We start from the raw sequence: 14,429 nt of genomic DNA on the forward strand, positions 1-14,429 counted from the left end.
CCTCGTCCGGCGGCGGGCCGCCGGGCCTCAATCGAGCGCGGCGACCTTCCCGGCCGCCACCGCGAGCCGAAGCGCCCCGGCCGGGACGCCCAAGCCCGCCTTCGACGTGGCCGCCAAGACCTGCGCCTCGGCGGCCGCCGCCTCGAGGAGCGCCGCCAAGCGGCGCGGGTCGAGGTCGGTGTCCACGTCGTCCAACAGCAGGAGCGGCTTCCGCCCCGTCCGGGCCAGCCGCACCCGCCGCACCTGCGCCGCCGTCACCGCCGCGAGAGCCGATCGGACCTGGCCGGCCGAACCAAGTTTGAGCAGGTCGGCCCCGTCGAGTTCGATCAGCAAGTCGTCCCTGTGCGGCCCCGCGGACGTCCGGAGCGTCTGGCGGTCCAGAGGGCGCTGCCGTTCCAGGCGCTCCCTCAGCGTTCCGCCCTTGCTCCGCCCGGCCTCGCGGTAGACGAGCTTGGCCCTCGCCCCTTCCGGGAAGAGATCCGGCCAGCTCGCCAGCTCCGCCTGCCAAGCGGCTATCTGCGCCCTCCTCCGCGAGGCGATCTTGCCGCCGATACCGGCGAGGAGATCGTCCCAAGGATCGAGTTCGCGGTCCCCCGCGCCCCGCCGCAGAGCCTCGTTCCGTTGGTTCAAGGCCCGGCGGTAATCGCTCAAGTCGGCGAGGTGGGCCGCGTCGGCCGCGGCCGTGGCCCGGTCAACGAACCGGCGCCTCTCGGAGGGGCTTCCGGCCACCTGCCGGATGCTGTCTCCGGCGAGCGGCAGGGCGGGCAGAAGTCCCAGATATTCCGCCAACTTAGCGTCGAATTGTCCCACGGAAAGGACCCGTTCGCCACGCGCCTTTCCGAGGGCCATCGCCAGCCCGGGAAGCGGCCCGTCGGGCCCTTCCAACGCCCCCTCGACCCGCAGATGGGCCTCCCCGACGGCGATCGCCTCCCGCGGGTCGCGGGTGCGGAACGAGCGGGTCGTGGCCAGCAGGTAGGCCGCCTCGAGGAGCGAGGTCTTTCCCTGCGCGTTGGCCCCGGTCACGACGACGAGGCCCGCCCCCCCGAGGTCGATCGACTGGGGGACGAGGTTGCGGACGTTCTCGACGGTCAGGCGGGTCAGCACGGGGCGCCTTCGCGGGCGTTCGGGTTTCGGCCGTCCCGCCGCCCGGCCGGAGAGGCGCGCCCGGCGCGGACGACCATCGCCCGCGCCGCCGCGATTCCGCTACTGCAGGGCCATCGGCATGACGACGTACTTGTCGTCGCGCGTGTCGCCCGCTTCGCGCACCGGCTCGAACAGCCCCTGCCCCATCTCGCGGCCGAGGCTGACGCGGACCCGCTCCGTGCCGGCGACGTTGAGGAAGTCGAGCAGGTACTGGGCGTTGAAGCCGATCGCCAGCGGCTCGCCGGAGTACTGGATCGGGATCTCTTCCATCGCCTCGCCCAACTGCTGCTGCTCGACGGAGATCTTGAGCAGGTCGATGCCGAGGTCGAGGCGGATCTGGCGCGTGTTCTCTTGGCTGAGGACGGAGACGCGCTCGATGGCGCTCTTGAAGGCGGAGACGCCGATCTCGAACACTTTGTCGTTCCCCGCCGGGATGACCTTGCGGTAGTCGGGGAAGCGGGTCTCGCCGAGGGTCGTCCAGAGTTCGCGCTCGCCGAACTGGGCGAAGAGGGAGCTCTTCTCGAGCCAGAAGTAGCTGTCGCCGTCGTGCTCCGCGCCGAGCCGCTGCAGCTCGGCCAGCGCCTTGCGCGGCACGACGACCTTCTCGATTTCCTTGTCGGAGACGTTCTGGCCGACGCGGCGGGACAGCGAGAGGCGGTGCCCGTCGGTGGCCACGATCGTCGCCACGTCGCCGTTCCATTCGAGCAGCGCCCCGCCGAGGGCGTAGCGCGGATCGTCGGAGGTCACGGCGAAGATCACCCGCTTCACGGCGTCGGTGAGCTGGTCGGCGGCCAGCAGGGCGGCCGGCTTCCCTTCGCGCTGGCGGAAGGTCGGGAACTGGTCGGAGTCCTGCGTGGCGAGGCGCGAGCGGAAGCTCTCGCTGACGATGTGGAGGCTGGAGCCGTCGTAGCGCAGCTCGACCTGCCCCGGCAGCAGCTTGCGGGCGAGCTCGTTGAGGCGCCGCGCGTTCACCGCCAGCTTGCCCGGGTCCGCGACCTCGGCCTCGATCGACGAGCGGAAGCCGACTTCCAAGTCGGTCGCCACGATGTTCAGCCGGCCTTCCTCGAGCGCCTCGATCAGCACGTTGGAGAGGATCGGGATCGTCCCCTTCTTCTCGATGATGCCCTGCAGCAAGCCCAATTCGCGGAACAAGGCGCCTTGGTCGAGCCGGATCTTCATGCGTGGCCTCCGGAGGTGCGCCGCGCTCCCGCTCGGGGGGACGCGCGCGGCGTCGATTGTAAAGCATTCAAGACCGGGTTGTATGTCTCTAGAAGCTTTAGAAGGGCTGTGGATTGTGCGCGCCCCGGCGGAAGGGGCGAGGGGTCAGCGGTTTGGCCGTCCACCGTTCCGGGCGCGGGCTGTGGAAAGCGCTGTGGAGAAGCCCGCCTCGGGGTCCGCGCGGCGGCCGTCCACAGGGCGGGCGTCCTCAGCCCTGTGGACGCTGTGGATGGATCAGCGCAACTGCTCTTCGATCTGGGAGATGGTCTTGTCGGCGGCCGGATCGGCGGAGCGCAGCTGTTCGATCTTGTGGCAGGCGTGCAGCACGGTGGTGTGGTGCTTGTTGCCGAACGCCCTGCCGATCGTCGGCAGGCTCTCCTTGGCGATCTTCTTGCCGAGGTACATCGCGATCTGGCGCGGCCAGGCGATCCGCTTGGCGTTGTTGCGCGCCTTGAGGTCGGAGACCTTGAGGCTGAAGTGGCGCGCGACGACCATCATCACCGTCTCCAGCGTCACCGGCTCCGGCTCGTTCGGGACGAGGGAGTTGACGACGTCGCGGGCGAGGGCGAGGTCGGGGGCGGCGCGGCGGACCGAGCACTGGGCCATCAGCGTCGTCAGGCAGCCCTCGAGCTCGCGGACGTTGCTGGTGATCGCGCCGGCGATGAACAGGGCGACGTCGGAGGAGAGGGACCAGCCGCGCGCGGCGGCCATCTTGTTGAGGATCGCGACCTTCGTCTCGAGGTCGGGCGGCTGGATGTCGGCGAGGAGCCCCCACTCGAAGCGGCTGCGCAGCCGTTCCTCGAGCGCGGGGATCGAGCGCGGCGGGCAGTCGGAGGTGAGGACGATCTGGCGCCCGGCGTCGTAGAGGGCGTTGAAGGTGTGGAAGAACTCCTCCTGCGTGCTCTCCTTGCCGGCGAGGAACTGGATGTCGTCGATCAGCAGCACGTCCACCGAGCGGTAGCGCTCGCGGAACTGCGGCGTCTCCTCGAAGCGGATCGCGGTGATCAGCTCGTTCATGAACTGCTCGGAGGTGAGGTAGCGCAGCCGCGCGGCGGGGGAGCGCTGGAGGACGCGGTTCCCGATCGCCTGCATCAGGTGGGTCTTGCCCAGTCCCACGCCGCCGTAGAGGAAGAGGGGGTTGTAGGCCCGTCCGGGCTGGTCGGAGACGGCGAGCGCGGCCGCGTGGGCAAACTGGTTGCACGAGCTGACGACGAAGTTGTCGAACGTGTAGCGCGGGTTGAGCGGCGAGGCGGCCGGCTGCGGCTCGGCCGGCGCCGGCTGGCGCGCCGCGGCGGGATCGGGGGCGGGAGCGAGTTCGGCGGAGACGAAGACGACGTCGTTCGCCGCGACGCCGGAGGCTTGGATCGCCGCGCGGATCTCGCCGAGGAACTGCGTCCTGAGCCATTCGCCGAACATCCCGTTCGGCACCGAGACGCGGATCGTCGCGCCGTCTTGGGCGAGAAACTTCGTGGGACGGAACCAGGTGTCGAAGATCGAGGGGTTCAGCCGGGGCTGGATCGCCTCGAGCACGCGGTCCCACGAAGTCGAGTCGGCGGCGGGACGGGAGAGCAGGTTTTCCACAGCGCTATCCTCAGGAATCAGCGACGGTTGCGGCGGTCGCGGGCGCAAGACGAGCACAAGATTTCCACAGGTGTGGAAGGCTGAAATCCGGCTTTTAAGTCCTTTTTTGTGAGGGACTTGGAATTTCGTGCGGTCACGCGAGGGCAACTCGCGTCCACAGAAAGACCCCTCGTTCGCGCACCGACGGCCTCGGGCGCGCGTTGTCGTGGCGACGTCTCTGGCGGAGGTTCCGCGGGCCCCCATCCGGCCCCGAACGAAGCGGGAGACTACCACCCGGTCGGCCGCTCGATCAAGGCCGCGGGGGAGGATATTTTCGTTCGCGGGCGCCGAGTCCAGGTTTGACAGGGAAGCGGGGCGTCTCTAATCTGATCGTCCCTCACAACGACGCCCAAGCGGACGGCGCGTCGAGCGCCGAGGGCTTGGGCGCAGCTTCGTACGCGAGCGCCCGGCGCAAGGTGCGCAGGGCCGCTTGGGAGCAAGGGTTGACCGATGAAGCGCACGTTCCAGCCGAACAACCGCCGCCGCAAGAAGGTTCACGGATTCCGCGCCCGCATGGCGTCGGCCGGGGGCCGCGAGGTTCTGAAGCGCCGCCGCGCGAAGGGGCGCAAGCGCCTGACCGTCTGAGCGGGGACGCGGGGCTGAAGTTCCCGAAGTCGTTTCGCTTGACGCGCCGGAGCGAATTCCTTCTGGTGTACGGGGAGGGGATTCGTGTGTCCGGCGATCGTCTTGTCTTGTTCTGCCGTCCCTCGGAGCGCGGTCCGCGCCTCGGGATCACGGCGACGAAGAAGTACGGCGACTCGGTCCGCCGCAATCGGGCGCGGCGGCTGGTGCGCGAGGCCTATCGCCGCGCGCGGCCGCTCTTCGGACCGTGGGACTGCGTCGTCAACGTGCGGTTCGGGACGCGCGGGGCCGGCTTGGCCGAGGTCGAGACGGAACTGCGGCGGCTCGCCGCGAAGGCGCGGCGCCGGTTGGCGCCGGCCGAGGCGCGGCCGTGAGCGTCGCGTCGCGGATCTTGTTGACGATGATCCGCGGCTACCAGCGATTCGTCTCCCCGGGGCTCGGCGCCCGTTGTCGTTTCCTTCCGTCCTGTTCGGAATACGCGGCGATGGCGGTCGAGGAGTGGGGCGCCGTCCGCGGGTCGTGGCTCGCGGCGCGGCGCTTGTCGCGTTGTCATCCGTTCCATCCCGGCGGGCTCGACCTGCCGCCGCGGCGTCGGCCGCAGCCCGGGAAGGACGTTTCGGCGGGGTTCGCTGAGAGCCCCTGCCCGCGGTTGGACGCATGAACCGGACCGACCTCAAGAACACGATCACCGCCGTCGTGCTGTGCGTGCTGGTGATCGTCGGGTGGAGCTACTTCTTCGGGCCGAAGCCCCAGCCGCCGCGCCCCGCGCAGCCGCCTGCCGCCGCGGCGCCCCAAGCCCCGGCCGCCGCCGCCGCGCAGGCGCCTTCGGCCGTCGCGCCGGTCGCCGCCGAGGGCGCCGTCGCCCCGGCGGCCGGTTCCGCGCCCGCGGCGCCGGCGGAAGAGAAGATCGTCGGCGATCCGCAGTTCCCGCCGCTGACCGTCAAGACGCCGCACGTCGAGATCCTTCTCTCGCCGCGCGGCGGGCGCGTGCTGCAGTGGCGCCTGCTGGACTACGCCGTCGCTCCGGCCGACCCGTCGAAGGGGCACATCGACCTCGTCTCGCCCGAGGCGCGGGCCCTCGACCGGCACCCGCTGACGCTGGCGACCGGCGACGCGGCGCTCGACAAGCTGGTCAACACCGCGCCCTGCGTCGTCGAGGACGGGCCGGCGCCGGCGGACGAGGCGCGCGCGCGGAAGTTCCCCGGCGCGGCGCGCAAGATCGTCTTCCGCTGGGCGGACCAGGGGTACAAGCTCGTCAAGACGCTTTACGTCGCGGAGGACGACACCTACCTCGCGCGCGTCGAGTGGTCGCTGCTCAAGGACGGCCGCGCGCTGACCGGCGCGGCGCTTTCGTGGGGCCCGTCGCTCGGCGCGAAGCCGGAAGAGGGCGGGACGTCGAAGCGCTACGCCTACCGCGGCTACGTCAAGTATCCGGAAGGCACGAAGGTCCGCGACATGATCCCGGAGAAGAGCGGGGACATGTCGTGGCCCGGCGGCGCCTCGCCGCGCTGGATCGCGCTCGTCGACCAGTACTTCGCCCTCGCGCTCGTGCCCGACCAGGGCGGCGCGGCGGCGGTGCGCGGCTTCGGCGCGGAGAAGGAGCGGACGCTCGGCCTGACGGCGACCGCCGCGGGCGTGACGTTCTTCGCGGGGCCGAAGTCCGACAAGCTGCTGGCGCGGATCGACCGCACGCTCGGCGTCGACCTCGCGCAGCTCGTGCCGTGGGGGATGTGGGGCTTCCTCGCGCGGCCGCTCTACTTCGCGCTCGGCTGGTTCGACGGCCTGCTCGGCAACTGGGGCTTGGCGATCGTCGTCGTGACGGTGATCATCCGCCTGCTCTTCCTGCCGCTGATGCACAGCTCGATGGTCAAGATGCGTCGGGCGCAGGCGCAGATGAGCAAGCTGCAGCCGAAGATCCACAAGATCCGCGAGAAGTACAAGGGGAAGCGCGACGTCGAGTCCCGCCGCAAGGTCAACGAGGAGATGATGGAGCTGTACCGCCGCGAGGGGATCAACCCGATGGCGCAGCTCACCGGATGCCTGCCGCTGCTGCTGCAGATGCCGGTTCTCTTCGCGATGTACACGGTGCTCACGGTGGCCACGGAACTGCGCGGCGCGCCGTTCTTCGGCTGGGTGCGCGACCTCTCGGCGATGGATCCCTACTACATCACGCCGATCGTGATGGGCGTCACGATGCTCGTGCAGCAGCTGATGTCCACGACGAAGACCGAGGATCCGCAGCAGCGCAGCCAGCAGCGGATGATGCTCGTCATGCCGGTCGTCTTCACCTGGATGTTCCTCTGGGTGCCGAGCGGCCTGGCTCTCTATTGGCTGGTCAACAACATCGTCAGCATCGGGCAGCAGGCGCTCGTCAACCGCCACGCGGTCGAGACGGCGCCGGCGCGCGGCTGAACGGCGGAACGGCGCGGCGCCGCGGAGGCGCCGCGGAGGATGCGATGAGCGAGGAGAAGGTCAAGTTCACGGGGCGCGACCTGGCCGAAGCGATGGGCGCGGCGCGCAGGCATTTCAACGCTTCGCGCGCCGAGGTGGCCTACGAGATGGTCGGCGAAGCGAAGGTCGGTCCGCTCGAGGGCACGCCTTCGGTCGAGATCTACGCCTGGCGGCGCACGCCGGAGGACGTCGCGGAGCGCGCGGCGCAGGCGGAGGCGCGCGAGGCGCGCGCCGCGATGCGGCGCGGCGGACGCGACGAGCGCGGCGGACGGCGCGACCGCGGCGACCGCGGCGACCGGGATCGCGGGCCGCGCGGCGATCGCCGCGGCGAGGGCCCGCGTCGGCCGCGCGAAGAGGACGAGGGGCCGGTGGAGTTGGCGCCGCTGCTTCCCGCGGCGGAGACGACGGCGCCGGAGGAGATCCTGCGTCATCTCGCGGAGCGCTTCGTCGGCGGCTTCGGCCTCGATCTCGCGGTGGACGCCGTCGAGACGACGAGCGCCGGGCTGCGCGTCTCGCTGTCCGGCGAGGACGAAGGGCTCCTCTGGGAGAACGAGGGCGAGGGGCTCGAGGCGCTGCAGTATCTGGCCAACCGCGTGCTGCAGAAGGACGGCCGGGTCGAGGGGCGCGTGTCGATCGACGCCGGCGGCCGGCGCGGCCGCGCGGAGGCGCGGCTGGTCGCCGAGGCGCTGCGTCTGGCCGACGAGGTCGTCGCGACCGGCGAGGTGCGGAAGATGGCGGCGATGGGTCCGTACGAGCGGCGCCTCGTGCACGTCGCGCTCGCCGACCGGAAGGAGATCCGGACCTTCTCGACGGGCACCGGCTACCACCGCCGGCTGCACATCGCGCCGATCGGGAAGGGCGACGCGCCGGAAGAGGCGGGGGACGCTCCGACGGAGTGAGTCCCGCGCGGGATCGCGAAAGGCGGGCCGGCCGAGCGCCGGCCCGCTCTTTTTTTCCGCCCGGAAACGGGGCGGACCCGGCCGGCGCGACGTCGATGGGCCGGGCGGGCAAATAGGAACGAACGCGGACGACCAGTGTCGTTTATGCGGAAAGTGGGCCTGCAACGCGAAAAACGCGCCGGAACCGGGAAACCGGTCGGCGCGTTTTTCGTGTCCGTGACGGTATTTCGCTGCGGGAGGCCGGAGTAGTTCCGGCAAATCCCGGCCCGAAAATGGGGACGGTCAGACCCCTCGCGGCCCCTCGATGTAGGGGCGGGTCAGGTCGCGCGGCCCGTCGGCGGTGCAGACGACGTCGTCCTCGATCCGCACGCCGCCGAAGGGGAGGAAGTGCTCGACGAGCTTCCAGTCGACGAACTGGGAGTTCGGGCCGGCCTTGATCGGGTCGAGCAGCAGCGGAATGAAGTAGAGGCCCGGCTCGATCGTCACGACGTGCCCGACCTCGAGCCGACGCGTGTTCCGCAGCGCGGGGAACTCCGGCGGCGGCGGGGCGAGCTCGCCCTCGGGGTTGGCCATCTGGCCGCCGACGTCGTGGACCTGCAGGCCGAGGTGATGGCCGAGGCCGTGCGGCAGGAACGGGCGGGTGAGGCCGAGCTCGTAGGCCTTTTGCGGCGCCCCCTTGAGAACGCCGAGGCGGCAGAGCAGTTCGGCGACCTTGAGGTGCGCGGCGACGTGGAGCTCCATGAACGGGCGGCCGGGAACGACCATCTCGACCAGCTCCCGCTGGAAGAGGTCGACGCCGTGGAGCAGCTGCAGGTAGAGCGGGTCGCCGTCGGCCGGGTTGGCCCAGGTGCGCGTGATGTCCGAGGCGTAGCCGTCGCAGGTCGCGCCGGCGTCCATGAGGAAGGAGCGGTGCGGCGTCGGGATGTCGGTCCGCTTGTTCTGGTAGTGGAGCGTCGCCGACTTTTCGTCGATCGCGGCGATCGTCTCGAACGGCATCTCGCATTCGAGGTGGCCGGTGCCGCGCAGGTAGGCCCAGTGGACCCCGCGCTCGTCCTCGCCGGCCTCGAACGCCTCGCGCGCGGCGCGGTGGCCGCGGCCGGCGCGTTCGGCGGCGACGTCCATCAGCGCGATTTCGTGCTCGGTCTTGACGGCGCGGTGCCAGTCGAGCGGGTTCATCAGCGCGGCCGGCTCGACGAGCTCGGCCGGGATGCCGAGGGCGGCGGCGGCCTCGGGGCTCGGGCCGACGTAGGCGATCTTGTTCAGCGGGCCGACGGCGGCGCCGACTTCGGCGAACGAGGAGACCTCGCGCAGCTCGACCTCGCCCTGCCAGTAGGACGGCGCGGGCGGGGCGATCTCGTACCAGTAGTCCTTCGGCGCGACGCGGACGACGAGCGGCATGCGGCCGGGGCGGGCGAGGACGCAGTGGTCCGGCCCGATCAGCGGCACGTACCGGCGGTAGTGGGCGTCGGCGCGGAAGCTGATCAACTCGTCGTCGCGGTGGTAGGTCCCTTCGGGGCCGGCGTGGAAGAGGACCCCGTCGAGCTGGAGCCCCTTGCGGGCGGCGCGCTCGAGCGAATCGCAGAGGACCTGGTCGAGAGTCTTGAGGTGGCGGCGGTAGAGCTCTTCGTTGGTCATGCGCGTCATTGTAAGCGCGAACGCGCGGGGCGGGGCGGCGGGGACGGACGCTTCTAGCTCAGCAGATAGACGCCGTAGACGGCGAGGAGCGTGCCGAGCGCGGAACGCGGGCCGAGCGGCTCCTTGAGCGCGAAGCGGGAGATCGGCAGGGCGAAGATCGGCGTCGTGGCGAGGAGGGAGGCGGCGATTCCGGTTTCGAGGCGGGCGATGCCGCTCATCGCGAAGAGGAGCGCGATCACCGTGCCGAGCAGCGTGGGGAGCGCGAGGCTCGGCCAGTTGCGCGGGCCGAGGTGGTCGATCGGGCGGCGGCGCGCGGGCCCGCCGACGAAGAAGAGCAGGGGCAGCAGCGTGAGCGCGCCGGCGGCGACGCGGATCGCCGTGCCGGGCAGGACCGGCATCTCGGTCAGCGGGCCGCGGGAGAAGAGGACCCCCGCCGCCTGCCCGAGCGCGGCGCCGAGGCCGGCGAGCGTCGCCAGCCACGGACGGCGCTTGGCGGAGGCGTCGGCGCGGCGCGCGGCGGCGCGGCGCGGGTCGGTCTCGACCATCAGCACGCCGGCGAGGACGAGGAGCATCCCGATCCAGGCGATCGGCTGCGGCAGTTCGTGCAGCAGCGGGATGGCGGCGAGCGCGGCGATGAGCGGGGAGAGGTTGAAGAGGACCAGCGCGCGCTGCACCCCTCCCTCGCGCATCGAGATGAAGAGGCACATATCGCCGAACGTGAAGCCGAGGACGCCCGAGGCGGCGAGCGAAACCCACTGGCCCGGCGTGCCCCACGAGCCGTGCGGCCCGAAGGCGGCGATCCAGCCCCAGTAGAGGATCGTGGCGACGGCGCACTTGAAGAAGTTCGTGGCCCGCGCGCCGAGGGTCTCGACCGGGCCGCGGAAGAGGGCGACGGAGACGGCCCAGAGGGCGGCGGCGACGAGACAGTCGAGCGCGCCGACGCGGGCGGCGAGGGCGGAGACCGGCGGCGCCGCGGCGAGCGGGGCCTGAAGGAGGGCGGGAAGGAAGGGCACGCGGTCTCCGGTTCTGCGGGGCGGCGCCCGGGGGGGGGCGCCGCAGGGAAGCGTAGAGCGCGGGCCGGGCGGCCGCCAAGCCGCTTCGACGAAGGAGACGACCGCCGATCCGGCGCGACGAGGCTGATCGTACTTTGCGCGGGGACGACGGGGGCCGCCGAAGGCGGGGCCGCGTCGTAGGATGCGGGCGGGAAGCGCGCGAGGACGGCGATGGGCGAGGGAGGCGATGCTGCCACGCCGGCGTCGGGCGCGAAGCGGCGCGGCGACGCGAGGACGGCGATGGGCGAAGCGGGCGAGCGGATCGCGGCGTCGTGCGGGGCCGGGGCGCTGGCCACGGCGGCGCAGGTCGCGCTGCAGCGGGACGTGGCCGTTTCCTGCGGCGGGGACGAGCTGAGCTGCGGCCTCGCTCTGGGCGCGTGGCTCGGGGCGATCGGCCTCGGGGCGTTCGCCGCGCGGCGGGTCGGGCGTCCGGAACGGATCCTCGGACCGCTCTTCGCCGCGGCGGCCTTCGCGGGGCCGATCGTCTTGGCGGCGGGGCGGCTCGTCCGCGGGTTCGGCGCCGACGCGCCGGGGGAACTGCCCGGGGTCTTGGGCGAGATCGGGTTCGCGGCGCTCGGCCTCGGCCTGCCGGGGCTCGTTCTCGGCGCGCTCTTCGTGGCCTTGGCGGCGGCGCAGGAGACCGGGCCTCGCGGCGCCGGAATCGCCAGGTTCTACGTCGCCGAGGCGGCGGGGGCGCTCGGCGGCGGGATCGTCTCGACGGTCGTCTTCGGCGCGGCGTCTCCCCTCTGGGCGTTGTGGGCGTTCGGCTTGGGGGCGCTCGCGGCCGGGTGGCCGGCGGCGCGGCGGGGTGCGCGCGGCGCGAGGGCGGCGCCGATCGTCGCGGCCGCGGCTCTTCTGGCGGTCGGGCCGTGGGTCGGCGCGCTCGACGGGGCGCTGGAGGGGCGGCGGCTGGCGGGGATCGTTCCCGGGGCGCGGCTCCTCTGGTTCGGCACGACGCGGATGTCGGCGCTGTCGCTGGCCGAGGTTGCGCGGACGCGCCTTTGGATTTCGGGGGGCGTTCTTGCGGCGAGCTTCCCCGAGCCCGAGGCGGGCGAGCTTCAGGCGCATGTCTTGGCCTCGTTCGCGCCGCGGCCGCGGCGGGTCGTCTCGTTCGGGGGGCTCGAGGCCGGCGCGCTGCGGTTCCTGCTGCGGCATGCGGTGGAGCGCGTGACGTTGGTCGAGGCGGACCGCGCGGCGTTCGCCCGGCTCGCGGCGGCGCTGCCGCCGGAGGACCGGGCGGCGCTCGCCGATCCGCGGGTCGAGGTGGTGCGGGCCGACCCGCGCCGCTTCGCGGCGGAGCGCGGCGGGGCGTACGACCTCGCGTTGCTGCTCGACCCGGAACCGCGGACGCTGCTCAGGGCGCGCCTTTCGACGCGGGAGTTCTTCGAGGACCTGCGCGGGCGGATGGCGGAGGACGGCGTGGTCGTCGTCGCGCTGCGGACCGCCCCGAACGCGGTCGCCGGGGACACGCGCGCCTTCGGCGGCGCGGTCTTCGGCGCTCTGCGGGCGGCGTTCCCGGTGGTCCGGGCGACGCCCGGGCCGGAGGCGTTCCTCGTGGCGGGGCGGACCGCGGCGGCGACGGTCGATCCGGCGGTCCTCGCCGAGCGGTGGCGGACGGCGGGGATCGCCGGGGCGCGGTTCGACGGAGGGCTCTTCCCGTTAATGTTCCCCGCGGAGCAGTCGGCGCGGCACGAGGCGAGTCTGCGCGCGGGGGCGGCGGCGGTGGGACCGAGCCGCGACGCGCGGCCGGCGGCGTTCCAGTGGGCGGCGGCGCGGCGGGCGGCGGGGGCGGGCGGACCGCTGGGGAAGGCGGCGGCGGCGCTCTTCCGCGCGCCCTCGTGGACGGCGGCGGCCGCCTTGGCCGTCCCGGCGCTGGTCGGCGCGGCGGCGGCGCGGCTCGGCGGACGGGGGCGGCGCCGGCGCCGGGCGGCGGTCGTGGCGCTCGCGGCGACGGGGGCGGCGGCCGCGGGGTGGTCGGTTCTGGCGATGCTCGCCTTCCAAACGATGGCCGGGGAGATGTTCGGGGCGCTCGGGCTGCTGACCGGTTGCTTCATGGCCGGGCTCGCGCTCGGCGGCGGCGCCGCGCGGCGCTGGGCGGTCGGCGGCGCCGAGGGCGAGGCGGCGGCGGTCGCGGGGGGCGCAACGTTGCGCGGCTGCTCCGGTAGCGGACCGGTCGGCGGCGCCGAGGGCGAGGCGGCGGCGGTCGCCGGGGGCGTAGCGGGCGTGCGGGACGCCGCGCGGCCGGCGTCGGGAGGTCGCGCGGCGCACCGGCTCCGGTGGGTGGTGGCCGGGGCGGCACTCTGGGGAGCGGCGTTCCCGGCGCTGCTGTGGGCGGCGGGCTCGGCGGGGCGGGGCGGACTTGGCGCGGGACTCGTCGCGTTCGGCCTGCTCTTGGCCGCGTCGGGCGCCGTCGCGGGGGCGGTCTTCCAGGCGGGCGTGGGCGCGTTGACCGCGGCGGGGGCTTCGGGGGCGCGGGCGGCGGCCGCGGCGGCGGGGGCGGACCATCTCGGGGCCTCGGCGCTGGCGCTGGCCGCGGCGGCGTTCTTCGTGCCGGTGCTCGGCGTTCCGGGGACGGCGCTCTGCCTCGGGGCGATCCTCGTCGCCGCGCTCCTCGCCTAGAGGCCGGGCCGTCGGCGGCCGACGGCGAAGTGTCTGCGGCCGACGCGGCTCAACGCCAGACGCCTGGAATCGCCCGGCCGCAGTCGGGACAGGCGCCGTGCTTCAGCCGGTTCTTGCGGACGAGCAGCCCGAAGCGCTCGATCAAGAGCGCCTTGCAGCCGGGGCAGTAGGTCGATTCGCCAGGTTCGCCCGGCGCGTTCCCGACGTAGACGAAATGGAGTCCCTCGTCGAGCGCCGCCGCGCGCGCCCTGGCGAGCGTGGCGATCGGGGTCGGCGGCAGGTTGACGAGACGGTAGGCGGGGAAGAAGCGGGTGAAGTGGACCGGCACGTCGGGCCCGAGGTCGTCGCGCACGAAGCGGGCCAGGGCGCGGATCTCGGCCTCGCCGTCGTTGAGGGTCGGGATCAGCAGCACGACGATCTCGGTCCACGTTCCGCGGCGGCGCAGATGGCGCAGCGTGTCGAGGACCGGCTTCAGCTCGCCGTTGCAGTGCGAGCGGTAGAACGACTCGGTGAACCCCTTGAGGTCGATCTTCACCGCGGCCGCCGCGTCGCACCAGGCGTCGAGCGGCTCCGCCTGCAGGTAGCCGTTGCTGACGACGACGGTCTTGATCCCGAGCTTCCGTCCCGCCGCCGCGATGTCGCAGACGTACTCCGACCAGACGACCGGCTCGCTGTAGGTGCAGGCCAGCAGCGGAATGCCCCGCTGCCGCGCCGCCGCGGCGAGGCGGTCCGGCGGCGCGGGGACGGGGTGGATCTGCTCCGGCCGCGCCTGCGCGATCTCCCAGTTCTGGCAGCAGCGGCACTCGAAGTTGCAGCCGACCGTCGCCAGCGAAAGGGCCTGCTCGCCGGGCAGGACGTGGAAGAACGGCTTCTTCTCGATCGGGTCGACGTTCAGCGCGACGGGGCGGGAGTGGACGAGGGTGTAGTAGCGGCCGCCGCGGTTCTCGCGCACCCCGCAGGTGCCGCGCTCCCCTTCGGAGACCCGGCAGCGGCGCGGGCAGAGGCCGCACTCGATCTCGCCGCGCGGCAGCGCCTTCCACCAGCGGGCGGGGACCGGCGCGAGGCCGGCCTGCTCGTCGCCGAAGAGGGACGGGGCGCCGGCGACGTCCTGCGCGCGGGCGAGGCGGGAGCAGGCGAGAAGCGCCCCGCCGGCGGCGAGCTGGGCGAGGAGGGCGCGGCGCTCCGGCTGGAACGCGGCCATCGGTCCCCC

General features: G+C 73.1%; 11 protein-coding genes and 1 pseudogene. 6 read left to right on the forward strand and 6 right to left on the reverse strand.

Annotated features, from left to right (window positions below; genetic code table 11):
- Positions 1-27 precede the first annotated feature (27 nt).
- The 3 genes from recF to dnaA form a co-directional block, all read right to left on the reverse strand.
- The gene (gene recF / locus LLG88_08115) at positions 28-1,104 is read right to left on the reverse strand and encodes a DNA replication and repair protein RecF (protein MCE5246867.1); all 1,077 of its coding nucleotides are present in this window, start codon (positions 1,102-1,104) and stop codon (positions 28-30) included.
- A 99-nt stretch (positions 1,105-1,203) separates the two neighbouring features.
- A complete protein-coding gene (gene dnaN, locus LLG88_08120; protein ID MCE5246868.1) occupies positions 1,204-2,322 on the reverse strand; it encodes a DNA polymerase III subunit beta in 1,119 nt (372 codons plus the stop codon).
- 273 nt (positions 2,323-2,595) lie between these two features.
- Positions 2,596-3,942 (reverse strand): chromosomal replication initiator protein DnaA, encoded by a 1,347-nt coding sequence (gene dnaA, locus LLG88_08125; protein MCE5246869.1) that lies wholly within the window; start codon positions 3,940-3,942, stop codon positions 2,596-2,598.
- Between the two features lie 489 nt (positions 3,943-4,431).
- On the opposite strand from dnaA, the gene rpmH reads away from it, so the two are divergent.
- The 5 genes from rpmH to LLG88_08150 are packed head-to-tail and all read left to right on the forward strand — an operon-like array spanning position 4,432 to position 7,913.
- Complete coding sequence (rpmH, locus tag LLG88_08130) at positions 4,432-4,566, forward strand: 50S ribosomal protein L34 (protein ID MCE5246870.1); 135 nt, start codon at positions 4,432-4,434, stop codon at positions 4,564-4,566.
- Between the two features lie 14 nt (positions 4,567-4,580).
- On the forward strand, positions 4,581-4,937 hold the full coding sequence (gene rnpA / locus LLG88_08135; protein ID MCE5246871.1) for a ribonuclease P protein component: 357 nt from the start codon (positions 4,581-4,583) through the stop codon (positions 4,935-4,937).
- A gap of 26 nt (positions 4,938-4,963) precedes the next feature.
- The gene (gene yidD, locus LLG88_08140) at positions 4,964-5,224 is read left to right on the forward strand and encodes a membrane protein insertion efficiency factor YidD (GenBank protein ID MCE5246872.1); all 261 of its coding nucleotides are present in this window, start codon (positions 4,964-4,966) and stop codon (positions 5,222-5,224) included.
- On the forward strand, positions 5,221-6,975 hold the full coding sequence (yidC, locus tag LLG88_08145; GenBank protein ID MCE5246873.1) for a membrane protein insertase YidC: 1,755 nt from the start codon (positions 5,221-5,223) through the stop codon (positions 6,973-6,975). Before yidD ends, yidC begins: the two co-directional genes overlap by 4 nt.
- A 44-nt stretch (positions 6,976-7,019) precedes the next feature.
- Positions 7,020-7,913, forward strand: coding sequence for a hypothetical protein (locus tag LLG88_08150; protein MCE5246874.1), 894 nt, complete (start codon positions 7,020-7,022; stop codon positions 7,911-7,913).
- A gap of 282 nt (positions 7,914-8,195) precedes the next feature.
- Here LLG88_08150 and pepQ read toward each other — a convergent pair whose 3' ends face one another.
- Together pepQ and LLG88_08160 are read right to left on the reverse strand one after the other, a co-directional pair.
- A complete protein-coding gene (gene pepQ / locus LLG88_08155) occupies positions 8,196-9,548 on the reverse strand; it encodes a Xaa-Pro dipeptidase (GenBank protein MCE5246875.1) in 1,353 nt (450 codons plus the stop codon).
- Positions 9,549-9,601: 53 nt separating this feature from the next.
- Positions 9,602-10,561, reverse strand: a complete 960-nt coding sequence (locus tag LLG88_08160; GenBank protein MCE5246876.1) for a DMT family transporter — start codon at positions 10,559-10,561, stop codon at positions 9,602-9,604.
- A 999-nt stretch (positions 10,562-11,560) separates the two neighbouring features.
- Between LLG88_08160 and LLG88_08165 the strand changes: the two are divergent.
- Positions 11,561-12,031 (forward strand): annotated as a pseudogene (locus LLG88_08165) (hypothetical protein).
- A gap of 1,237 nt (positions 12,032-13,268) precedes the next feature.
- Here LLG88_08165 and amrS read toward each other — a convergent pair.
- A complete protein-coding gene (gene amrS / locus LLG88_08170; protein ID MCE5246877.1) occupies positions 13,269-14,420 on the reverse strand; it encodes an AmmeMemoRadiSam system radical SAM enzyme in 1,152 nt (383 codons plus the stop codon).
- Positions 14,421-14,429: the final 9 nt, after the last annotated feature.

Source organism: bacterium (assembly GCA_021372775.1).
Lineage (GTDB): Bacteria > Acidobacteriota > Polarisedimenticolia > J045 > J045 > JAJFTU01.

Coding starts and splice junctions, on each gene's coding strand:
- dnaN (MCE5246868.1), bottom strand. CDS start 2,322: ATGAAGATCCGGCTCGACCAAGGCGCCTTGTTCCGCGAATTGGGCTTG.
- rpmH (MCE5246870.1), top strand. CDS start 4,432: ATGAAGCGCACGTTCCAGCCGAACAACCGCCGCCGCAAGAAGGTTCAC.
- yidD (MCE5246872.1), top strand. CDS start 4,964: ATGATCCGCGGCTACCAGCGATTCGTCTCCCCGGGGCTCGGCGCCCGT.
- yidC (MCE5246873.1), top strand. CDS start 5,221: ATGAACCGGACCGACCTCAAGAACACGATCACCGCCGTCGTGCTGTGC.
- LLG88_08150 (MCE5246874.1), top strand. CDS start 7,020: ATGAGCGAGGAGAAGGTCAAGTTCACGGGGCGCGACCTGGCCGAAGCG.
- pepQ (MCE5246875.1), bottom strand. CDS start 9,548: ATGACCAACGAAGAGCTCTACCGCCGCCACCTCAAGACTCTCGACCAG.
- amrS (MCE5246877.1), bottom strand. CDS start 14,420: ATGGCCGCGTTCCAGCCGGAGCGCCGCGCCCTCCTCGCCCAGCTCGCC.